General features: G+C 66.4%; 19 protein-coding genes and 2 pseudogenes. 7 read left to right on the top strand and 14 right to left on the bottom strand.

Annotation, left to right across the window (positions count from 1 at the left end; genetic code table 11):
- The first annotated feature begins 6 nt into the window (after positions 1 to 6).
- Positions 7 to 933 (top strand): cupin domain-containing protein, encoded by a 927-nt coding sequence (locus ACFXIV_RS23465; RefSeq protein ID WP_379395766.1) that lies wholly within the window; start codon positions 7 to 9, stop codon positions 931 to 933.
- Between the two features lie 79 nt (positions 934 to 1,012).
- Here the strand turns inward: ACFXIV_RS23465 and ACFXIV_RS23460 are convergent, their stop codons facing one another.
- Positions 1,013 to 1,669: a TetR family transcriptional regulator gene (locus ACFXIV_RS23460; protein WP_379395768.1), complete on the bottom strand. Its 657-nt coding sequence runs from the start codon at positions 1,667 to 1,669 to the stop codon at positions 1,013 to 1,015.
- Positions 1,670 to 1,780: 111 nt separating this feature from the next.
- Between ACFXIV_RS23460 and ACFXIV_RS23455 the strand changes: the two genes are divergently transcribed.
- The 3 genes and pseudogenes from ACFXIV_RS23455 to ACFXIV_RS23445 all read left to right on the top strand — a co-directional run.
- Positions 1,781 to 2,644: an SDR family oxidoreductase gene (locus ACFXIV_RS23455; RefSeq protein ID WP_379395770.1), complete on the top strand. Its 864-nt coding sequence runs from the start codon at positions 1,781 to 1,783 to the stop codon at positions 2,642 to 2,644.
- A 69-nt stretch (positions 2,645 to 2,713) separates the two neighbouring features.
- The gene (locus tag ACFXIV_RS23450) at positions 2,714 to 3,187 is read left to right on the top strand and encodes a hypothetical protein (protein ID WP_379395772.1); all 474 of its coding nucleotides are present in this window, start codon (positions 2,714 to 2,716) and stop codon (positions 3,185 to 3,187) included.
- Positions 3,103 to 4,356, top strand: a pseudogene (locus ACFXIV_RS23445) (lysylphosphatidylglycerol synthase domain-containing protein); the annotation flags it as partial. The gene ACFXIV_RS23450 and the pseudogene ACFXIV_RS23445, both read left to right, overlap by 85 nt.
- A 150-nt stretch (positions 4,357 to 4,506) precedes the next feature.
- Here ACFXIV_RS23445 and ACFXIV_RS23440 read toward each other — a convergent pair.
- The 3 genes from ACFXIV_RS23440 to ACFXIV_RS23430 all read right to left on the bottom strand — a co-directional run bounded on the left by ACFXIV_RS23440 (position 4,507) and on the right by ACFXIV_RS23430 (position 7,183).
- Positions 4,507 to 4,620: a DUF308 domain-containing protein gene (locus ACFXIV_RS23440; protein ID WP_379421328.1), complete on the bottom strand. Its 114-nt coding sequence runs from the start codon at positions 4,618 to 4,620 to the stop codon at positions 4,507 to 4,509.
- Positions 4,621 to 4,766: 146 nt separating this feature from the next.
- A complete protein-coding gene (locus ACFXIV_RS23435; RefSeq protein WP_379421324.1) occupies positions 4,767 to 5,474 on the bottom strand; it encodes an alpha/beta hydrolase in 708 nt (235 codons plus the stop codon).
- Between the two features lie 197 nt (positions 5,475 to 5,671).
- Entirely contained in the window at positions 5,672 to 7,183 is a 1,512-nt protein-coding gene (locus ACFXIV_RS23430) for an FAD-dependent monooxygenase (RefSeq protein WP_379395778.1), read from the bottom strand.
- A 72-nt stretch (positions 7,184 to 7,255) separates the two neighbouring features.
- Between ACFXIV_RS23430 and ACFXIV_RS23425 the strand changes: the two genes are divergently transcribed.
- Entirely contained in the window at positions 7,256 to 7,903 is a 648-nt protein-coding gene (locus ACFXIV_RS23425) for a TetR/AcrR family transcriptional regulator C-terminal domain-containing protein (RefSeq protein WP_379395780.1), read from the top strand.
- Positions 7,904 to 7,962: 59 nt separating this feature from the next.
- On the opposite strand, the gene ACFXIV_RS23420 is transcribed toward ACFXIV_RS23425, so the two are convergent.
- The 5 genes and pseudogenes from ACFXIV_RS23420 to ACFXIV_RS23400 form a co-directional block, all read right to left on the bottom strand.
- Positions 7,963 to 8,916: an amidohydrolase family protein gene (locus ACFXIV_RS23420; protein ID WP_379395782.1), complete on the bottom strand. Its 954-nt coding sequence runs from the start codon at positions 8,914 to 8,916 to the stop codon at positions 7,963 to 7,965.
- Positions 8,917 to 9,035: 119 nt separating this feature from the next.
- Positions 9,036 to 9,284 (bottom strand): annotated as a pseudogene (locus ACFXIV_RS23415) (LLM class F420-dependent oxidoreductase); the annotation flags it as partial.
- Between the two features lie 41 nt (positions 9,285 to 9,325).
- Entirely contained in the window at positions 9,326 to 10,417 is a 1,092-nt protein-coding gene (locus ACFXIV_RS23410; protein ID WP_379395784.1) for an SDR family NAD(P)-dependent oxidoreductase, read from the bottom strand.
- 383 nt (positions 10,418 to 10,800) lie between these two features.
- On the bottom strand, positions 10,801 to 11,271 hold the full coding sequence (locus ACFXIV_RS23405) for an HIT family protein (RefSeq protein WP_379395786.1): 471 nt from the start codon (positions 11,269 to 11,271) through the stop codon (positions 10,801 to 10,803).
- Between the two features lie 454 nt (positions 11,272 to 11,725).
- Positions 11,726 to 12,187 carry a VOC family protein gene (locus tag ACFXIV_RS23400; protein ID WP_379395788.1) on the bottom strand — a complete coding sequence of 154 codons (462 nt, stop codon included), beginning with the start codon at positions 12,185 to 12,187 and terminating at the stop codon, positions 11,726 to 11,728.
- A 115-nt stretch (positions 12,188 to 12,302) separates the two neighbouring features.
- On the opposite strand from ACFXIV_RS23400, the gene ACFXIV_RS23395 reads away from it, so the two are divergent.
- The gene (locus tag ACFXIV_RS23395) at positions 12,303 to 13,292 is read left to right on the top strand and encodes a helix-turn-helix transcriptional regulator (protein ID WP_379395790.1); all 990 of its coding nucleotides are present in this window, start codon (positions 12,303 to 12,305) and stop codon (positions 13,290 to 13,292) included.
- A 241-nt stretch (positions 13,293 to 13,533) separates the two neighbouring features.
- Here ACFXIV_RS23395 and ACFXIV_RS23390 read toward each other — a convergent pair whose 3' ends face one another.
- From ACFXIV_RS23390 to ACFXIV_RS23370, 5 genes are all read right to left on the bottom strand, one after another.
- Positions 13,534 to 14,271, bottom strand: coding sequence for a TetR/AcrR family transcriptional regulator (locus ACFXIV_RS23390; RefSeq protein ID WP_379395792.1), 738 nt, complete (start codon positions 14,269 to 14,271; stop codon positions 13,534 to 13,536).
- Entirely contained in the window at positions 14,258 to 15,508 is a 1,251-nt protein-coding gene (locus tag ACFXIV_RS23385) for a KasA/KasB family beta-ketoacyl-ACP synthase (RefSeq protein WP_379395793.1), read from the bottom strand. The genes ACFXIV_RS23390 and ACFXIV_RS23385 overlap by 14 nt, the downstream gene beginning before the upstream one ends.
- A 9-nt stretch (positions 15,509 to 15,517) precedes the next feature.
- Positions 15,518 to 15,823 carry a meromycolate extension acyl carrier protein AcpM gene (gene acpM, locus ACFXIV_RS23380; protein WP_379388513.1) on the bottom strand — a complete coding sequence of 102 codons (306 nt, stop codon included), beginning with the start codon at positions 15,821 to 15,823 and terminating at the stop codon, positions 15,518 to 15,520.
- A gap of 608 nt (positions 15,824 to 16,431) precedes the next feature.
- Positions 16,432 to 17,847 carry an NlpC/P60 family protein gene (locus ACFXIV_RS23375; RefSeq protein WP_379395795.1) on the bottom strand — a complete coding sequence of 472 codons (1,416 nt, stop codon included), beginning with the start codon at positions 17,845 to 17,847 and terminating at the stop codon, positions 16,432 to 16,434.
- Between the two features lie 299 nt (positions 17,848 to 18,146).
- Positions 18,147 to 18,689: a DUF6676 family protein gene (locus ACFXIV_RS23370; RefSeq protein WP_379395797.1), complete on the bottom strand. Its 543-nt coding sequence runs from the start codon at positions 18,687 to 18,689 to the stop codon at positions 18,147 to 18,149.
- A gap of 250 nt (positions 18,690 to 18,939) precedes the next feature.
- Here ACFXIV_RS23370 and ACFXIV_RS23365 point away from each other — a divergent pair, with 250 nt between their 5' ends.
- On the top strand, positions 18,940 to 21,732 hold the full coding sequence (locus ACFXIV_RS23365; RefSeq protein WP_379395799.1) for an aconitate hydratase: 2,793 nt from the start codon (positions 18,940 to 18,942) through the stop codon (positions 21,730 to 21,732).
- Positions 21,733 to 21,916: the final 184 nt, after the last annotated feature.

Raw genomic sequence — 21,916 nt, 5'->3', positions numbered from 1 at the left:
CATCGAGTGGATGTTCTGCAAGACCATTTGGCGTGTGCCCGCGCGTCGGGTGGGGTCTTCGCCCGCTCGGTCGCGCAGCCGCCGTGGGGGCTGCGGCTGCCCGGCACCATCCAGCTGACCGCGCACACCGTCGTACAGGGCCGGGCATGGCTGTGGCTCGACGATCACACGGACGCGATCGAACTGACTCCCGGCGACCTGGCACTGGTCCGCGGCGGCCCCGACCACCACATCGCACACGAAGCGCGAGCAGCCTGCATCTCACCGGAACGCTTCCGCGAACTCCACACCGACGACCAGCACGCCGACCTCCCGAATACGACGGTATTCCTGTGTGGCGCATATCGATTCGCCGGCGACGTCGGCCACGGCCTGATCCGGACCCTGCCCCCGATCCTGCTCCTGCGCACCGCCGCCGGTGATCCCCTGCACGATGTCATCGCGATGCTGTCGCGCGAGCTGAGCGGACCGGCCCCCGGACAGCAAACCGTCCTCGACCGGCTTCTCGACGTGCTGCTGGTTCTGGCGATGCGCGCCTGCTTCGAACAGGACCCGACAGCGCCCGCGTGGTATCGGGCCGCCAACGATTCCCGGCTGGGCCCAGCGCTGCACGCCATCCACTCCGACCCCGGTCATCCATGGACGGTGCCCGAACTGGCAGCTCTGAGCCGGCTTTCACGTCCTGCTTTCGCTCGGCACTTCGAACGCGCCCTCGGCCAACCGCCCCTGCAGTACCTCACCGAATGGCGAATGACCCTTGCTCGTGACCATCTCCGTACCGGCGAGCTGACCCTCGCCCAGATCGCTGACCGCACCGGCTACACCTCACCCAACGCTTTCGCCGCCGCGTTCCGCCGCCATCATGGGCAACCGCCGGGCCAGTGGCGTCAGACCGAGCTCGCCAGACCCCCCGAGCCGATCCACGGGACATGAGCAGACGACGATGATCCGGGCCCGGCACCTCACATGTTCAATTCCGCTGCGGCCGTGCCAATCTCGGAAGGACCATAGGTCAGGCTGCAGTTTCGAGCCCGATCAGCAGAGCAGTGAGGATGCGGGTGAGTTTCGGTTCGACGTCGACCACGGCGTGGGCCAGTTCGGGGCGGGACTCGTAGAGCGCGCGCAGGCCGGTACCGGGCGCGGCCATCTGCCACAGCGCCCCGGCCATGCTCGTCGCCGTGGAGACGACATCGGTCGCCGCAATTTCGGCGATCGGCAGCAGTTGACGCAAAGTGGTTGTCAGAGCAGCGACTTCGGCGAGCACCTCGGTTTTGAACGCGTAGGCGGCCTCGAGGGAGACATTGCGTTCCAGGTTCATCGGGGCCTGCGCGAGCAGGTCACAGAACAGCGGGCGCGCGACGAGCGAACTCGCCAGCGCGAACGCGATCGCCCCGGGATCGCGATCGGCCGACTCGCCCAGCCGGGTTCCCACCTCGGCCGACCAATCCCGCCAGCCCTCCGCGGTGAGCGCCAGGAAGATCTGCTCCCTCGTCTCGAAATAGCGCAGCATGGCGGACTTGTGCATGCCGACGGCAGCGGCGATATCGGTGAGCGTGACCTCACGCACGCTGCGCTCACCGGCGAGCGTCCGCGCGGCATCGAGAATCGCCTGTTCACGTTGCTGTTTGGCCTCGGCACTGCGGGCACGCAGGGGTGGGGTCGGACTCATGACAGCCAGAATAGCGCAACACTGTTGCGCTATTAACAAAACAGTGTTGTACTAACTCCAGTGGTTCGGAGGTCCCTTCGTCCCACCAGCACCCACCAGTGAGGAGTGGCAATGTCCCAGCCCACCATCGTGATCACCGGCACCTCGAGCGGCTTCGGACGTCTCAGCGTCGAGCGGTTCGCCGCGGCCGGATGGAATGTCGTGGCGACGGTCCGCAAGGAATCAGATCTGGACGTACACAAGGGAATCGACAATGTCGCGACCCTGCTGCTCGATGTGGACGACGAGGACGCCGATCTGGCCTTCGGCGAACTCGCGCTCGCGCAGTTCGGCCGCATCGACGCCCTGGTCAACAACGCCGGCTATTACCAGGCCGGACCGCTGGAGGCCACGACCATGGACCAGGCGCACCGGCAGTTCCAGACCAATGTGTTCGGGCTCATCGCGCTCAACAAGGCGTTCATCCCGATCCTGCGCACGCAGGGTTCCGGCGTGATCGTCAATGTCGGCTCGATCAGCGCCGACCAGGGGTATCCGTACACCTCCGTGTACGAGGCGTCCAAGGCCGCTGTCGTCTCGCTCAGCGAGGGCCTGCACACCGAACTCGCCGAATTCGGGGTCGTCGTCAAGGCGCTGCTGCCCGGCAGCATGGACACCCGCATCTTCGACAAGGTCGACCGCGCCACCGACGTCCCGGCCGAATATCTGGACTCCATGACGCGTTTCGGATCGCTGAACCTGGTCCGCTCCGACCCGGCCCTCACCGCCGACGTGATCTTCCGCATGGTCACCGACGGCAACACCCGCAAGGTCCGCTACTACAGTGGCCCTGACGGCGAGGCCATCCCCCGCCTCAAGCAACTGCTCGGCCAGGACTGGTACTGGGAGGAATTCCGCCGTGCCACCCACGGTGACCCGACCCCGCTGTGGCGGGCCATGATGCCGCAGCCGGTAGCGAGCTCACCGAACAACTGAAGCCCTGCGAATCTCGGCCGGGACGGCAAGGATGAGAACCGGCCGCAGCACCGTGAAAGGGGCGTGTGCATGCCGACCCGGACTGTCGCCGATGTCCCACCGGTGATCGACGCCCCGCCACCGGGCCACGTCCGCCGCGCGGCCGATGCCCTTCGACTGGCAGCAGCCGTCGCCGTACTGACGGTAACGGTCGTATTGGCCACCGCGACACGCTATTTCGCGCAGACCTCGCAGCCGGGACTGCTGCAGGCCGTGACCGCGCTGCCCCCGGGACTGCGCGACGCGCTCGTGGGAATCGCGCAGGTCCTCGCCATCGCCGCACCGCTGACCGCGCTGTGGGCGGTCCGCACCCGGCAGCGTTGGGACGCGCTGGGGCGGATACTCCCCGCGGCCGGGCTCGGCGTGCTGATCGCTTGGCTGCTCACCGATCTCGCGCTGGCGGGAAGCAGGCCAGGACAGTGGCCGACGTCTGGACCTCGGTCGCGCGCTTGCAGGAGCATCGCATCGCCCACCGCGCCCTGCGGCCCGACCATGTGCTGGTGACACCGGATGGACGCACGCGACTGACCGCCTTCGCCCGGGGACAGCTCGCGGCGACGACACGACAACTCGGGTCCGATGTGGCGGAGTTGCTGGCCGCCACCGCGATTCAGGTCGGACCGGAGCGTGCCGTCGCCGCCGCGCTCACCGGACTCGGTCCGGAGCGGCTGGCCACCGTCACGCCGTATCTCCAGCCGCTGGCATTGACGAGCTCGACACGGCGCGCGGTCACCGACCGGGATCGAGCCGAAACACGCGCGGCACGTGCGTCGGAGCGACGCCGGACCTTACGTCCGGGCGGACGCCCGAGCCTGCTGCGCGACCTGGCCGCGCACGTGCGATCCGCAACGAACGCCCCGGAGCAGAAACCGGCGCCGCTTGCCCGGTTCACGTGGAAGCAGGCGCTGGGTCTCGCGGGCGGATTTCTCGTCCTGCATCTGATCCTGCCGCAGCTGTCGAACGCCGGGGCCGCCGTCGCTGCCCTGCGCACCGCCGACTGGTGGTGGGTCCTGGCCGCGCTGCCGACGACCTTTGTCTCACAACTCTTCTCGACGATGCTGCAATCCGGCACGATTCCGGAGCGACTGCCGTTCCTGCCCAACTACACCGTCCAGTTCGCTGCGTCGTTTCTCAACCGGATAACTCCGAGCAATGTGGGGGGCATGGCGCTGAATCTGCGGTTCCTGCAGAAGGCCGGAGTCGACGCCGGGGCGGCGACCGCCTCGGTCGGGTTGCAGACTCTGCTCAATGGGCTCGGTTCGGTGGTCGTGGCCGTCGTCTTCTTCGCCTGGACCGGACGCGGCGGCCAGGTGCATCTGCAGTTGCCTACCGCCGGCGAGCTGCTGCCGGTCCTGCTCGTCCTCATTGTTGCCGGGGTGGGTTTGGCGATGACCGGGCCGGGCCGGCGGTTCCTGCGCGAGAAGGTCTGGCGGTTCCTGCGCTCTGCGGCCGACGCGATCGCTGCGATCGCCGCCGACCCGGTCGAGCTCGCACGCTGCGTGGTGGGCGGGCTCGGTCTGCCGCTCGTGCAAATGGCCGGTCTGGCACTGTGTTTGCACGCGTTCGGGGTCGATCTGCCGTTCGTAGAGGTGGGCGCGGTGTACATCGGCGCTCGTCTGCTGGCGAACGCCGCGCCCACACCGGGCGGGCTCGGCGCGCTCGAGGCCGCGCTCATCGCGGGGGCTCACCGCGCTTGGGGCGGCCGCCGGCGCGGCCACCTCGGCCGTGCTCGTCTACCGGTTGCTCAGTTTCTGGCTCAACGTTCCGGTGGGCTGGGCCGCCCTCGGCATCGCGCAGCGCCGCGAATTCGTGTGAGCCCGCGGTCAGTTGGTGGCGCGGCGCATTTGGACGGCATGGATGGCCTCCATAACACCGAGCACGATCAGCCACCAGCCGGTGACCAGGGCCAGGGCGGTGATGGAGGCGAATGGGGACACGATCAGCACGATGCCGCCCTTTGCCGAAGTTGGTGAGTGCGACCTTGGCGGCGCCGCCGAATTTCGCTGCGACGGTGGCCAGTTCGGTCGCGTGTAATCGATCACGGTTGGTACTCGGTCGCGAAGCCTGCCATCGGAGATTGCCTTCAGGCTCTCACTTGTTCATGGATCCAGTGACGGGCCAGCGTGGTCCAGATCGCGGCGTCACCGGCACCGCGTGCCAGGCCGAGGCTATGGGGGCCATGCGGGAACACATGCACTGCATGGGGTACGTCGTTCGCGGCCAATGCAGACGCCAATCGGTAGGTGTGTTCGGGCGGTACGTAGGCGTCCTCTGCGGTGTGCCAGATGAAAAACGGCGGTGATTGCGGCGTAACGAGGGCGTCCAGCGAGGTCGACCGGCGTAGTTCCGGGCCGGCATCCTCGCCGAGCAGGATCAGCCGGGAAGGACGGTAGGTCTCGGTCTCCATCGACGTGATCGGATAGCCGAGCACGGCGAACTGAACCGCTTCGTCGGTGTCCGCGCCGGGCGCCAACGCAGCCATTCCGGCCAGATGGCCGCCAGCGGAGAATCCGACGACCCCGACTCGTTGTGCGCCCTCGGCCCGTCGGCGCCGGATCTCGGCGCGTAGAGCCCTCAATGGAACCGGGTGCCGGACATTGAGCGGATACCGGAAGACGCTTGCCTGGACGTCGATGGAGCGCAGCCAGTCGGCAACCGGTTCTCCCTCGTGTGGTGCGTGTTCGGCGTATCCACCGCCGGGCAGCACGATTATGTGCGTCCTGGTCATCGAACCTCCCTCGCGTCCATTCCCGGTCTGTAACCGCTTCGCTGGTTGCTGGGCGCTCGGCATGTGCCCACTTTGCAGCAGTCGACGTAGCTGTCGCACTCACCCGAATGAGTGAGCGCGGCCGCGGCGTCCGGCCCGTCGCCGACTGCCCGAGGCACTTCGAGACCGGTGACGAGACAGTCACCCGCCGCCGTCACCCCGAATCACCCGATCGAGGTGATGCACCTCGTCGGTCCGAACACGTACGGTGGCCTCCGGGGTCAAGCGTGATGGAGTGCGGGGCCGCACCAGCGCCCGAGTGCTCGCTGTAGGGCGGCGAGATTCGGGGCGCCGTCACCGACCCACGCCACATATCCGTCCGGTCGGATCAGCAGCGCCGACGGTGCCGGGATGGTCCCGATGCCGGGCACGTCCCAGGATTCGTTCACACGGTCGGCCGTGACGATGTCGATTCGGTCCGCCCAGCCGGTCGCGAATGCGGTCAGCTCCGCCGTGTTCGAAAAGGCGAGCAGGACAGGGCGTGCCGTGACGAGCAGGTCGAAGATTCGCTTGTCGCCTGCCGCGGAGCTGATGTCCGCGTCGGGGACGCGGCGTCCCAGCAGTGGGTGGTCGCCGGGCATCGGATACCGGAGGTCGAGCCCGGACAGCTTGGCGCTGAGGTAGGTGTTGACATCGCCGAAGCCGACGAGGTCGGTCAGGACGTCCACGAGGTCGCCCAGCATCGGGTCGGGCTGGACCAAAGTCGATTGCGCCCGAATCAGTTTCAAGGTCTCGGCGTCAGCGGCATGGCGCTCGTCGTGGTAGGTGTCGAGCAGTGCGTCGGGGGCGTCGCCGCGCACCACCGCTGCGAGTTTCCAGCCGAGGTTGAAGGCGTCCTGCATGCCCATATTCATGCCCTGCCCACCGGCCGGAAGGTGGATGTGCGCGGCGTCCCCGGCCAGCAGGACCCGCCCCACCCGGTAGCGGTCGGCCTGGCGGTTGGCATCGTTGAAGTGGGAAAGCCATGTGGGACTGTGCATTCCGAAGTCGGTGCCCGCAACCCTGAGGGTGGAGGCGCGAAGCTCGTCGAGGGTGACCGGATCGCCGGGGCCCGCGGCGCGCTCACGTTCGGTGGTGACCACCCGGTACCAACCCGGCCGGAACTGGATCACTGTGAACAGGCCGCCTTCGAACCGTTCGAGGAACATCGGCTGCCGCGGAGGCTCGGCGAGGGCGACGTCGCCGATCAGGCACACCATCCGCGCGTCGGTGCCGGGAAATCCCACCCCGCTCAGCTTGCGGACCGTGCTGCGACCGCCGTCGCAGCCCACCAGGTAACTGCCGCACAGGGTTTCGTGACCATCTGGCCCGTCGACGGTGACCTCGACGCCATCGGCGTCCTGACGCAGCCCCGTGACCTCCGCGGACCAGCGCACCTGCACGCCGAGTTCCGCCGCCACGCCTTCGAGGAGTTCCTCGGTCTCGGATTGCATGATGTTGTAGGCGCCGGGGTGGCGGCTCGGAAGCCGGGTGTAGTCGAGTCGGATGCCCGCGAAGTTCCCCAGGTCGCGTGGCGGGCCGACGGCCAGGAACCGTTCGGCGATGCCGCGCTGGTCGAGCATTTCGACCGTGCGCGGCTGCATCCCCGCGGCCCGCGATCCGTCCACGCCGCGATTCGCCCGGCGGTCCAGCAGGAGTACCTCGGCGCCGCCGCGCCGCAATTCGGTTGCGAGGGTCAGGCCCGTCGGGCCGGCTCCCGCCACGATGATCGGCCTCGGGTTCTCGGTAGACATCCGTGTCCCTCCGAATCATTCGACGCTCTCTAACACTGTTAGAGAATACTCGAACATTGTTAGACTGGCCAAGTGGTCGAGAAACTCAACCGGGATGTGATCGCGCGCGCCGGCCTGAAGCTGCTGGACAAGTCGGGCATCGAGGGCGTCACCATGCGTGAACTCGCCGCCGAACTCGGGGTGCGAGCGCCCACGCTGTACTGGCACGTCAAATCCAAGCAGGACATCTTCCGGACGATGGCGGTGACGATGAGCGCGGACGCCGCGACCCGGATGGCCACCCTGGACCCCGACGCGCCCTGGCAGGACCGAATCATGAACTGGGCCGTCGCCCTGCGCCGCACCTTGCTCGAACACCGCGACGGGGCAAGGGTTTTCGCCGGTACCTTCGCCGCCGACCCCGCGACGTTCCAGGTGACCGAATCGGTGCTGCGCGCCTGGCGAGACGGGGGGCTCCCGATCCCCGACGCCGCACTGCCCACCGCCTTGCTACGTCACTTCATCGTCGGCTTCTGCATCGAAGAGCAAGCGCTGGAACAGTTTCGGCAAGCCTCCGGCGATACTCACCTCGAAGAACTGAACGCCGTCATCGACCCCGCAACGTTTCCACTGACGGCACAAGCCTTCCCGGTAATCCTCGGCTCATCGCCAGAACATCGCTTCGAACTCGGCATCCGTCTCATACTGTCCGGCATCGCCGCATCCGCTGCGACCGCATAACTGGCACCTTCGACGTGGGCAAATGATGACGGGCACCCGCTCTCCCCTGGCCGGTGCAGTCAGCCATGTCGACGAGAGATGCGGAAAAGGTGTTCGGCGTTGGTTTCCAGGATCGCCTTCGCAGCGGCGGCGGCGATGTCGGGGCTGTTGATGTAGTCGACGGCGCGGACGAAGATGTCGTCGGCCTCGTAGGGAAAGTCGGTGCCCAGGATCAGTCGGTCGGCGCCGAAGGAGTCGATGGCGGCACGCAAGGCCGGCAGATGGCCGTGCCCAACGGTGTCGTACCACATCCGGCGGGCCAGAGTGCTCGGCAGGTCCGGGGTTTCCGGTGCCTCCCAACGGTATTGGTTGTCGGCCCGTTGCAACAGCATCGGCAGGGCTCCACCCAGATGCGAGTTGATCACCTTGATGTTCGGGTAGCGCACCGGAAATCCGTGGGTGATCAACTGCATGACGCTGATCGTGTCCTCGATCGGCGCACCGACCATCCAGGTCAGGTGATAGTCCGCGATCAGCGGACTGCACGCGCTGTTGCCCGCGGGGTGCAGGTACAGCACCGCGCCGCGGCGATCGAGTTCGGCGAACACCGGCGCGAATTCCGGGTCGACCAGGGCCCGTCCGAGCACCGTGGTGTTCATGACGGCTCCGACCATGCCCAATTCGTCGATCGCGCGGCCGAGTTCGGCGATCGACTCGTCGATATGTGGCATGGGCGTCGTCGCGAAGGCCAGGAACCGATCCGGGTGGCGCGCCACCACATCGGCGTACTGGTCGTTCACGAAGCGTGCTGCGGCAACGACCTTTTCGTCGTTTTGGCCATTGGGCAGCTGAGGTGCCGCCGACAGAATCTCCATATCCACTCCGGCGCGGTCCATCAGCCGCAGCCGCGCCTCGAGTTCGGTGCCCCCGCCGGCACCCATGCCGCGCTGGGTATCGGTGTCGGTCTTGCCCAGTTCGACCAGCAGGTCGAGATAGTCGTCGGTCCAATAGTGGGCATGCACATCTACTCGCACTCGGATACCTCCTGCTCTCGGGACCCGATCGGCACCCGGGAAAGGACGAAGTTGTGGCTGCACCGCCCCGTCCGGAATCCGTTGAATGACGTAGACCTGTCGGGAAACATCGCGAGAGGTCATGGCCGTGGAGTCAGCCCCAGCGCGCCGGCCAGCCCGGTCAACGTCGGCAACAGCTGGTCCGAGCCGCCGAGCACGTGGATCACGACGTGGTCGGCGCCGGCCCGCAGATGCTCGCCCAGCCGGTCGGCGATGTCGTCGGGGGTGCCGTAGGCGACCAGGGCGTCGATGAACCTGTCGCTGCCGGGCCGGGTGAGGTCGGCGTCGGTGAAACCCATCCGCTTCCAGGTGCTCACGTAGTTCATGAGGGCGCGTCATCGAGGTTTCCCGGGCAGGATCAACCTCGAAATCATCGGGTCAGTTCCTCCGAGACCCGCCAGAGACGCTCGGCATTGTCCGGATCGAGTGCATAGGGCGCGACCCCACCGGTGTGGCCGGCGCGTTCGCTGATCTCCGGAGCCGGAGCGCAATCCTCGTAGTAGCGACCCGTAACGCCCTCCACCTGAGGGCTGGCGGCGAGCAGCACCGACGTTGCGGCACCCTGCTCGACCGTCTTCACCGGCGGCAACGACAGATCGGTCTGCTCCCCGAAAGCCTCGAGGTCGCCCGGACTCATATGACGCGCCAACGCGGTGCTGGCGATATTGCCAGGCATCAACGCATTGACCGTGACACCGTCATCGGCCCAACGCCGTGCAGCACCGACAGCGAACAAAATATTGGCCGACTTCGACTGGCCATACGACGTCCACCGGTCATACGGGCGGAACCGGTAATGCAGATCGTCGAAGACCACCGGCGAGAACAAATGCCCGATCGAGGCCACGCAGACCACCCGGGCACCGCCGGCGGCGGCCAGCGACCGGTGCAAGCTGGTCGTCAATGCGAAGTGACCGAGATGATTGGTAGCGAATTGCATTTCATACCCGGCCGGGGTGCGGGTGAGTTGAGGCAGGGCCATCACACCGGCGTTGTTGACCAACACGTGCAATGGTCCGTTCCAGGCACGCCCGAAATCGGCCACCGACCCAGGATCGGCCAGATCCAACCGGGCCACGTGCACCCCACCCGCCCCGCCCGGCAGCTTCTCGCCGATCTCGTCCGCAACTTTCCTGCCGGCCTCTACATTCCGTACCGCCAGGGTCACCTCCGCACCCGCGGAGGCCAGCGCCCGGGCGGTCTCGGTACCGATTCCCGAACTCGCGCCGGTGACGACGACACGCCGACCATGAAGATCAATATCGGCGACGATCTCGGCCGCCGTGGTCGCGGCGCCGTAAACAGTAGTAGGCATCGTGAGCTCCTTCCGTGTGAACCGAATCCACGTCGTCCGCACACGCAAAAACGTCTGTCTCCACCGCCGGCAATACCGATCGGCGCCGTATGCGCCGGACTCCCCCAACCCACCGCCTGGCGAGCCGCAAACCGTCTCCGCCCGCATCGACTTCCGACCAGAACGCTCTTACCAGCAATCCAATTGTCACGCCCAACACAGTCGAAGTCGATGTACACAGGAACATTCCATCTACCTCGCCGGTGTCGCCACAGACTCCGCATCCCGATATCCGCCGGCCTGGCATCGCCGTATCGCTTACGCCCAGCATCAGTCACCGAAGCGTGTAATTACCAGGACGGTCCTGTTCATGTCCGATCTGGTATTGAATGCTTTTCACCATCGGCAAATCTCCCCACCTTGTGAGTCGCGGACCGGGCAAGCGGTTCCGGGAGGCCCGAACACCAAGCGGGACAAGAGTTTTTCGCGAGACCGAATGTCGGCTGGTCATCGAGCTCGCCGATACGAACGTAGGCGAGGGTGCGCCGCTCTCAGGCGGACAGCCTATGCAGCTCGCCGGTGATCGCCTGCCGGATCTGGTCATGGCGTGTGCCGAGTGCGTAGCGCTCATCGGTCCACCGATCGGGCGGATAGAGCCACACCGGGCCGCCCACCAGATCGTCTGGCTCCCAATCGAATCGCGGCCACACGTGAACGTGCAGAAAGGCATCGGTGTTGCCGAGGATCTCCAGATTCACCCGCCGGAAGGCCGGATCCAGCCGCGTACACGCCCGCTCGACCGCCTCCCCCAACCGATCCATATCGGCAAGAAACGCAGCACGCCGCGGGCGCGACAACTCGGAAAGGCGTTGCACCGCAGGATCATCGGTCAGCAGCAGCGAATAGCCGGGCAGGAACTGAGTATCACCGATGACGGCGAACCCGGCCGTGAGCCGACACATCACTGTCGGATTCGCCCCACGCAAGGCGCTGCCGATCCGGTCGTTGCGCCAATCGCTCATCTCCACACATTAGCGAGCCCGCATCAGCTGGACCGACAGGTGCCGAGCGGGTCGACCCACTCGAGGTGTGTTGAAGTGTGCCCCACTCGGGTGCGACGCACCCTTGTGGGGCCTCGACAGCCGATCCGGCCTCGCCGCCCGCTCTCTGCTGATTCTTGGTCGGAACTGCCTGTCGCCCTCGCAAAATCATGCTGGGGCCTTGACCGAACGAATGCGCAGAGAACGGATCCGCATTGCGAGGTGGTGGGCTCGGCGAGGAGGAGTGTCTTTCAGGGGAAGGAACACCACGTCGTCGCCGTGGGAGGTGACGCCGACCGAACCATGTGGCCGGACATCGGAGAGCACTTGTCGTGTGCGAGCGTCGTCGACGAATTCCTTTGGCGTGGAATGGTTTCCTTCCGGCACGGTCGGGTCGACCTCCCAGTCATGACCGGGTTCGGCGATCTGGGGACTGTTACTGGGCCACTAGCGCGACATCGAGAATCCAGGTGATACCGAAGCGATCGCGCAGCATCCCGAAGCCGGGCGCCCACTGGGCCGGACCGAATTCCTCGATGACCGCCCCACCGGCCGCGAGGCGTTCCCACAACGCGCCGACCTCCTCGACGGTGTCACCCCGCACGGAGAGGAAGAACGGCTCCGTGGTGATGGTAGTGCCGTTCTCACGGCGGGTGATGGTCGCGCCCTGGGCGGCCGGCGCGTTCTCACCGGGCACGTCGTAGGCCATGACCCGGAATCCGTTGTCGGCGATGACCTGGCCGAACACGACCTTGGTGGCGTCCGGCAACTCGGCGGGCATTCCGAAGTCACCGTAGGTGGCCACAGAGAGTTGCCCGCCGAACACCGACTGGTAGAACTCCAGGGCCGCACGAGCCTGGCCGTGGAAGTTGAGGTGGGCAACAGCGTTTACCGACATGGTGATTCGGTTCCCTTCACAAGTGGTTTCGACGCGAGGTCTTTCCCGCGACGAGAGCCACCTTGTCAGCAATACCGGACAGGGAACGTCCGCTACCTGTGGCAGTCTGGCCACCATGCCGACCGCCTCCTCGACGGTGACCTCCCGCCGCCTGCTCTCGCTGCTGTCGCTGCTGCAGGTCCGCCGTAACTGGCCGGGAGGCCTGCTCGCCCAGCGGCTCGGTGTCAGCGAACGCACGGTGCGCCGCGACGTCGATCGCCTGCGCGAGCTCGGCTACCTCGTCCGGGCGGTCAAGGGACCCGAGGGCGGCTACCGGCTCGAAGCGGGCATCGAACTGCCGCCGCTGCTGTTCGATGACGAGCAGGCCGTCGCGCTGGCCGTGGCATTGCGGATCGCGGCCGGGACCGGGGCCGGTATCGAAGAGGCTGCGGCACGAGCGCTGACGACCGTCCGCCAGGTTCTGCCTTCCCGCCTACGCCAGCGCATCGACATGCTCGAAATCACGGCCGTCGAACCAGCCGCGCGCCGGGCCGACCCCCAAGTCCTGCTCGCGCTGAGCGCGGCCATCCGATCCAGAGAGGAACTGCGGTTCGACTACCAGTCGCCGATACCGCCGCACGACACCGATCCGCAGCCGCCGCGACGAGTGCAGCCCCATCACCTCGTGGTCCACAGTGGACGCTGGTACCTCATCGGATGGAACCCGCAGCGTTCGGACTGGCGTATCTACCGCACCGACCGGATGACACTTCGTACCCCCAACGGGCCGCGCTTCGCCCCCCGGCAACTGCCAGGCGGCGACATCGCCACCTTCCTCTCCGCCCGCTTCAAAGGCTCCGAGAACGCGAACACCTGGCCATGCCAGGGCGAGGTGATCCTCGATCTCCCCGCCACCCGGGTGGCCCCCTTCGCCGCCGACGGCATCGCCGAGGAACTCGGCCCCACCCGAACCAGGCTGCTGACCGGCTCCTGGTCCTGGGCGGCACTAGCAGCGACACTGGCGCGTTTCGACACCGAAATCGAGGTCGTAGGCCCGGATCCGCTACGTGACGCCTTCGCTGAACTGTCGCGCCGTGCAGGCCGCGCCGCACGCACGACAGGATAGGTTCGATGGCACCGTTGCCACCGGAACCCGGCACCCCTCCTCCGGATTCGGATCGTTCACGCGGGCAGGCGATTTCACATCCAACACCGTCAACCTGCCATCAGCGTGTTCCAGCAGCAGATCCGGCACGTGCCGACGCAGCCGTCCCAAGCGTGCGCGCACCGGGGCCTGCCCACGACACTCACGAATCGTTGGGAAGTACACCGCTTTAGGGTCCGCGAGGTCCGAATCGGTTCGACTATCAGCGAGTGGCCAGGTGATACCGGATCAGATCGGCGAGCTGAGTTCGACTGTCATCGAACGGGTGGCTGGATTTGAGGGCGCGGCTCTGAACCACGGCGCCTTCGATCGACGACAGCAGGAATCCGGCCAGCGAGCACGCCTTCGTTTGTTCAATTCCGGCAGCAATGAGTCCGTCGGCGAGCCGCGCGGTCCATTCGGCGAACGACCGGCCGGCGGCGAACTGCACATCCGGATCCAGCCCGTCAACTGCGGCGGCCATCATGAACGAACCCGCCCGATAATCGGTGGACTCCAAGGGAAACCGCCAGAAGGCGAACAGTTCATCGAGCCAGTCTTCCAGTGAAGCGGCGGTGGCGAGCGTGTCGGCGAGTCTGCTCACGTGCGAGTACCCGATCCGGGATATGGATTTCGCCGCTATCTCCACGAGTTGGCCCTTGCCGAACGGGAAGTGGTGATACAGCGCGTCTGGGGACGTGTTGCTCTGCTCGAACAGGTCGGTCAGCGCGACACCGTGCACACCGTGTTCTTGCACGGTGCTGATGATGTTCGTGATTAGTCGGGCGCGCGGTCCCGCGGCCATACGAATTCCTCCAAACCTTGTGGGAATCAGCCAAAGTGCTGTGGCTGTGTCCAGCCTCAGGTCACCAGGCCCCGGCAGGGTTTCCTGTACGAATCGTTCGATGCCCTGCCGGGACCGTTGACCTCTGATCGCAACGAAGCTGTCAGTACCGGCCAAACGCGAGCGCGACGTTGTGTCCGCCGAAGGCAAAGCAGTTGTTGATCGCGTACTCGATGTCCTGACGGCGCGCCTCACCGTGCACCACGTCAAGGTCAATCTCTGGATCCTGGTTCTCCAGGTTCAGCGTGGGCGGGACGACCCCGTCTCGGATGCTGAGGACCGTGAGCACCGATTCGAGCGCGCCGACAGCACCGATCGAATGCCCCAGGGCGGACTTGGGCGCATACACCGAAGCATGCGAAACGTCCGCCTTGTGAATCGCTTTCGCCTCAGAGACATCGCCGATGGACGTGGCCGTCGCGTGCGCATTCACATGCGTGATATCGCGCGCGGACAGTCCCGCGGTCTGGATCGCTCGCTGCATGGCACGGGCGATGCCGGTGCCTTCCGGATCCGAGGCCACGAGATGAAAACCGTCGGAGGTCACGCCCGCGCCCATCAGCCGAGCGTGGATGCGGGCCCCGCGCGCCTTCGCATGCTCTTCGGTTTCGATGACCATGAGCGCACCCGCTTCGCCGAACACGAAACCGTCGCGGTCCCGGTCGAATGGGCGCGAGGCCCCCTTCGGGTCATCGTTGCGTGTACTCATGGCGCGCATCATCGAGAAGGTCGCGATCGGAACAGCATCGATGTAGCCCTCGACACCGCCGGTCACGACCATATCCGCGTCACCCATAACGATCATCCGCCATGCGTTGGCGATCGCCTCAGCACCCGACGAACAGGCCGAAACCGGTGTAATCACACCCGCTTTCGCACCCAGTTCCAGTCCGACAACGGCGGCGGGCCCATTCGGCATGATCATCTGAACAGCCAACGGCGAGACCTTGCGGTAGCCGCCATTCTTCAGCTTCTCGTTCGAGTCGATGAGTGCGTCTGCACCACCGAGGCCGGTTCCGATGGCCACTCCGAGTCGCAGCGGATCGACCTCCGGGGCACCAGCGTTCCGCCAGACCTCGCGACCGAGCACAGTGGCCAGTCGCTCGACATAAGCCATACGGCGGATCTCGACCCGGCTCAACAACGTATCCGGCGACACCTTCAGGTGTCCGCCGATACGAACCGGGAGACCGTAGTCCTCGATGAAGTCGTCATTCAGAACGTCGATGCCGCTCTCGCAGTTGAGCAGACCCTTCCACGTCGCATCGACGTCGCCCGCGATCGAGGTGGTCGCCGCGAGACTGGTCACCACGACGTCGGGGAAGGCCCCGTCCTTGCTGAAAGGATTAGTCACGTTGTTTGCCTACTCGCCGTGGGATTCCTTGTACTTCGACTCCAATTCCGCTGCGAGGTCGGTGTTTTCGGCCGCCATCTTCTGGACGTAGGTGACAGCGTCGCCCACGGTCCGCAGGCTGGTCAGGTCTTCGTCCGGGATCTTGACGCCATACTTGTCCTCGAGTTGCACCGCGATTTCGACCAGTGACAGCGAGTCGATGTCGAGGTCGTCGACGAAGGACTTCTCGATCGTTACTTCACCGGCGTCGATGCCGGTCACTTCTTCGACGATCTCAGCGATGCCGGCGACGATCTCAGTTTCGGTGGCAGCCATGGCCAACCCCTTCCCGTTGTGTTGATTGCGGCGGTTCATCCGTGGACGCCAGACGAGATGCTGATCGAGCATCTTCGCCACGCGGCCTGTTGGATTGAACAGCCAACCAGAAGCAGCAAGCGTCAGTCGTCGTCAACCTGCGAAGATGTCATCGCGACGACAGTGGAAAAAGCCCCTATTGAACCAACTTGCGGCTCAAAGACTTTCGCTCCCTACCGCCGTCAAAGGTATACAGGCCGACTGGTACCGGAAGCTGGAAATCGATACGGAGCTGCGAACAAGTTTTTGTGAGATTCCTCCAAGAGGAATCCCACAGGGCCTGGGACGTCAAGCCTCTGATCGTGTACCGCAGCACCGCGATCAGGCCGCAGGGGGAGCGACATCTCCGACCAACTCGCAGGCAGCCCACCCCGAACCGCTGCTACTGAATCAGAAAACGGCTATGGCTGGTCGCGCCGAACCAGCGCCTCCACCAAGGCGGCAAACAACCGCAGCACCAACGCGTACGGACGTGGCTTCTCATAAGGCGTTCGCAAACGCACATGTGCCGAACTGCGGCTGAGAAGGGCGAACTCAGCCGTGAGAACATACAACGACGACGGCGGGGGTCAGGTGACGATGCGGACGGCGTAGGGCATGATGCCGTCTTCGCGGACGGCGGCTACGCGGACGACCTCGCCGCTTTGGGGGGCCTCGATCATCTTGTTGTTGCCGAGGTAGAGGGCGACGTGTTCGCTGCCGCCGGGGCCCCAGAAGAGCATGTCGCCGCGGGCGCGTTGTGCGACGGGAACCCTTGTGCCCATGGTGTATTGGTAGCCGGAGTAGTGGGGCAGGGAGACGCCGATGCCGGCGAAGGCGTAGATCATCAGGCCGGAGCAGTCGAAGCCGGTCTTGTTGTAGTCGCCGTAGCTGTCGGCGGTGCCGCCGTCGCGGATGCCGAGGGTGGGGCCGTCCTCGTCGCCGCCGCCCCAGGCGTAGACGACGCCCAGCTGGGACATGGCACGGTCGACCACGGTCTCGATGAGCTGAGAGTTGGAGCCCGGTGGCCGGCTGGGCTGGATGGAGCGCTTCGGTGGGGGTGAGGTGTCCTGTACTACGTGCGGGCGGTGGCCCTGGCCGACCTGGCTGGCGCGGTCGGCGGCGGCGCGGTCGGCGGCCACGCGGGCGGCGGCGGCCACGGCGGCGGCGCGGGCCGCGGCCTCCTCGGCCTTGCGCTGCTGGTCCCAGGCGACGAAGGTGTCGCGCTGGCTCTGCAGGCCCGCGACGTTGGCGCGGGCCGCGTCCAGCCGCTGCTGGGCCGAATCACGCTGCCCGACAAGGTCGTTGCGGCGGATGTTCTGCTGGTCGAGTTCGGCCTGGGCGGCCGTGACCGCGTTCTGGGCCTCGGTCTTCTTGGCTGCGGCGTCGGCCGCGGCGGCGTCGGCGGCCTGCTGGGCCTGTTTGGCGGCGGAGGTCTTGTTGGCCTGGTCGATCTGGGCGTGGCGCAGGCCGTCGACCACCTGCTGCTGGTTCTTGGAGGCGATGGTCAGCACCTGGGCGCGGTTGAGCGCGATCTCGGGGCTGGGCGCGGCCAGATAGCTGACCAGTGAGGTGGAGCCGGGGCGCATGTAGACCTGGGCGACGTACTGGTCGAAATTCCCGTGCGCGGTATCGACTTTCGCGCCGGCGTCGGCCAGATCCTGCTGGCACCGGGTGACGGCGCCGGCGGCGGTGTCGGCGGCGTCGCGGGCCATCTGCAGATCCACCAGGGCCTTGTTGACGGCCTCGCGGCGACCGGCGACCGCGTCGTCGAGCTGCTGCAGCTGCTGTTCGGCGGCGGCCACCTGGTTGATGAGGGCGCCGACCTCGCCGACGCCGGCGTCGACCTGGGCGCCCGCGGCATTGAGGTCGCTGTCGCTGGGGTTGGGGGGCGGCGGTGGTACCGCGTGCCCGCCGGCCATGGGCAATGCCAGCACGATGAGCGCTACGAGCAACTCCGTAGCGACCCGCACCGGGCGTCGTAATCGCTTCGCCGGTCGTCGCATCGCACCTCCCTGGAGTCCCATCCGGCACAGCATCCCCAACCGTGCCATCGCGAAACCGTACGGCACGTCCAGGATCCCGCCGGTCAGGCACGCCACAATCACATGCATGTAATTCGCTGGTAGCCAAGAAGTTGCAGGTAAATCCCACAATCACCATGCGTCACAACACGCGACACTCGGTACGTTTTCGGCGCGTCGCGGACGAACCGGACCCGGCACACCCCGATCCGGGCATGAAAAAAGGGGCCCGGGACGAACCCGAACCCCGAACGGAGACACCGCCTCCCAGCGCGAACGCGCTACCCGACCGGCGTCGGCGCACCCGCCGGCCGCTGCCCGCGCCGCACCTTCACCGCGTACAACCCGCCGATCGTCGCGATCAGCACACCCAGGATGACCAGCGTGATCACCGTCCACGAGACGGTCTCCGGCTGCTCGAGCCGATCCACGAAAACCCGCGCGGCGTCGGTGGTGTGCTCGGGGCCGCGGTACTTGGCCTTGTCCTCGGCCCACTCCAGGTGCCCGCGGGTGAACTGGTCGCTGTAGGTGCCCACCCAGTCGTCGCTGAAGACCACCACGGTGCCGTGCTCGATCTTGCCGACCTCGTTGGCCAGATCGCGCAGGTTCGCCTCGATCCCCGGATTGCCCTGCACCACAATGATGTCGAGCTGAACACCGTGCTCACGCGCGTCGGCGGCGATGGCGGCGAGGGCCTCCTGATCGTGTCCGGTGGGGGCGGCGACATGATCATCGGCGAGATCGGCGATGATGGCATTCAGGTCGGTGTTCGGCGGTAGTTCCGCCTTCGCGGGCGTGAAAACCGAGGAGTGCGGAGCGGTCACGAAACGCAGGGTACGGGACGGCGTGTCATATCACCTCACCGCGCCGTGCAAGTCACCTCACCGATTGCGCGAAATCGTGTCTCGCGCTGGGCGGAATCCCGGGCCCGACGGCCCGATAACCCGCCCCCCCGATGTGCTCACAGGACAAGCGTACTGTTAATGTCGGAAAACGGACGAGGCCCGCGCCTCGACGAGCCATCGGCACAGCCCCGCCGGTGGCCCTCCCATTCACAGACGAGTGGAGCTGAACGTGACGAGTATCGATACCTTCGGCGCCAAGGGCACCCTCGAGGTCGGAAGCAACTCTTACGAGATCTTCCGCCTCTCGGCCGTGCCCGGCACCGAGAAGCTGCCCTACGCCCTGAAGGTCCTCGCGGAGAACCTGCTTCGCACCGAGGACGGCGCGAACATCACCGCCGACCACATCCGCGCCATCGCCAGCTGGGATCCGTCGGCCGAGCCCGACACCGAGATCCAGTTCACGCCCGCCCGCGTGATCATGCAGGACTTCACCGGTGTCCCCTGTGTGGTCGACCTGGCCACCATGCGTGAGGCCGTCACCACCCTCGGCGGCGACCCGAACAAGGTCAACCCGCTCTCCCCCGCCGACATGGTCATCGACCACTCGGTCATCCTCGACGTGTTCGGCCGCGCCGACGCCCTCGAGCGCAACGTCGACCTCGAGTACGAGCGCAACTCCGAGCGCTACCAGTTCCTGCGCTGGGGCCAGGGCGCCTTCGACGACTTCCGCGTCGTCCCGCCGGGCATGGGCATCGTGCACCAGGTCAACATCGAGTACCTGGCTCCGACCGTCATGGTCCGCAACGGCCAGGCCTACCCCGACACCTGCGTCGGCACCGACTCGCACACCACCATGGTCAACGGCCTGGGCGTGCTGGGCTGGGGCGTCGGCGGCATCGAGGCCGAGGCCGCCATGCTGGGCCAGCCGGTCTCCATGCTGATCCCGCGGGTCGTCGGCTTCAAGCTGACCGGTGAGATCAAGCCGGGCGTGACCGCCACCGACGTCGTGCTCACCGTCACCGACATGCTGCGCAAGCACGGTGTGGTCGGCAAGTTCGTCGAGTTCTACGGCGCCGGCGTGGCCGAGGTGCCGCTGGCCAACCGCGCCACCCTGGGCAACATGAGCCCCGAATTCGGCTCCACCGCCGCGATCTTCCCGATCGACGAGGAGACCATCAACTACCTGCGCCTGACCGGCCGCAGCGACGAGCAGCTCGCGCTCGTCGAGGCGTACGCCAAGGAGCAGGGCATGTGGCACGACGCGGCCAACGAGCCCGCGTACTCGGAGTACCTGGAGCTGGACCTGGGCACCGTGGTGCCGTCCATCGCCGGCCCGAAGCGCCCGCAGGACCGGATCCTGTTGTCGGAGAGCAAGACCGCCTTCCGCAAGGACATCCGCAGCTACACCAACGACCCGGTTCCGCACACCGCGCTGGACGAGGCCCTCGAGGAGTCCTTCCCGGCCAGCGATCCGGTCGCCTCCGGCACCGCCTTCGACGAGAACGTTGTCCCGAACGCCGCCAACGGCAATGCCGGGCGTCCGTCCAAGCCGGTCAAGGTTTCGGACCCCGAGCGCGGTGAGTTCGTGCTGGATCACGGCGCCGTCGTGGTCGCGGGCATCACCTCCTGCACCAACACCTCGAACCCGTCGGTCATGATCGGCGCCGCGCTGCTCGCCCGCAACGCCGTCGAGAAGGGCCTCGCGTCCAAGCCGTGGGTCAAGACCAACATGGCTCCGGGCTCGCAGGTCGTCGCCGACTACTACGAGAAGGCCGGCCTGTGGCCGTACCTGGAGAAGCTGGGCTTCTACGTGGGTGGCTTCGGCTGCACCACCTGCATCGGTAACACCGGCCCGCTGCCGGAGCAGATCTCGGCCGCGATCAACGACAACGACCTGTCGGTCACCGCCGTGCTGTCGGGTAACCGCAACTTCGAGGGTCGTATCTCCCCCGACGTGAAGATGAACTACCTGGCCTCCCCGCCGCTGGTCATCGCGTACGCGCTCGCGGGCACCATGGACTTCGACTTCGAGACCGACGCCCTGGGCAAGGACCAGAACGGCAACGACGTCTTCCTGAAGGACATCTGGCCGTCCCCGCAGGAGATCGACGACACCATCAAGTCGGCGATCAACAAGGAGATGTTCACCAAGTCCTACGCCACCGTCTTCACGGGCGACGAGCGCTGGCAGGGTCTGAACACCCCCGAGGGCGACACCTTCGCGTGGGACGACAAGTCGACCTACGTCCGCAAGGCGCCGTACTTCGACGGCATGGAGATGGAGCCGGCCCCGGTCGAGGACATCAAGGGCGCGCGCGTGCTGGCGCTGCTGGGCGACTCGGTCACCACCGACCACATCTCCCCCGCCGGTCCGATCAAGCCGGGCACCCCGGCCGCGCAGTACCTGGACGCCAATGGCGTTGCGCGCAAGGACTACAACTCGCTGGGCTCGCGTCGTGGTAACCACGAGGTGATGATCCGCGGCACCTTCGCCAACATCCGTCTGCGCAACCAGCTGCTGGACGACGTCTCGGGTGGCTACACCCGCGACTTCACCCAGGACGGCGGCCCGCAGGCCTTCATCTACGACGCCTCGCAGAACTACCAGGCCGCGGGCATCCCGCTGGTCGTGCTGGGCGGCAAGGAGTACGGCTCGGGTTCCTCGCGTGACTGGGCCGCCAAGGGCACCCGTCTGCTGGGCGTCAAGGCTGTCATCACCGAGTCGTTCGAGCGCATCCACCGCTCGAACCTGATCGGCATGGGCGTTGTGCCGCTGCAGTTCCCGGCCGGCCAGTCCGCCGCGTCGCTGGGCCTGGACGGCACCGAGGTCTTCGACATCGAGGGCATCACCAAGCTGAACGAGGGTGTGACTCCGAAGACCATGAAGGTGACCGCCACCAAGGAGAACGGCGAGAAGGTCGTCTTCGACGCGGTCGTCCGCATCGACACCCCCGGTGAGGCGGACTACTACCGCAACGGCGGCATCCTGCAGTACGTGCTGCGCAACATGATTCGCGGCTAGTCACCGCGATACCGCCTCGGTTTCGAAGGGCTGTTTCGAAGCCGGGACGTGGTGGCAGGCGGTGGATCTCGCGATTGTCGCAGGTCCGCCGCCCGCCACGCGGCCCGCTCCCGGGCCGCTTCGCTCGTCGCTCGTGCGGGTTCCCCGATTTGGTCGCAAGATCGATAAGGAGAACCCGCACAAC

This window comes from Nocardia sp. NPDC059236 (assembly GCF_042754085.1).
Lineage (GTDB): Bacteria > Actinomycetota > Actinomycetes > Mycobacteriales > Mycobacteriaceae > Nocardia.
Note: the sequence above shows the minus strand (reverse complement) of the source record. Positions and strands in the feature narration are given on the sequence as shown.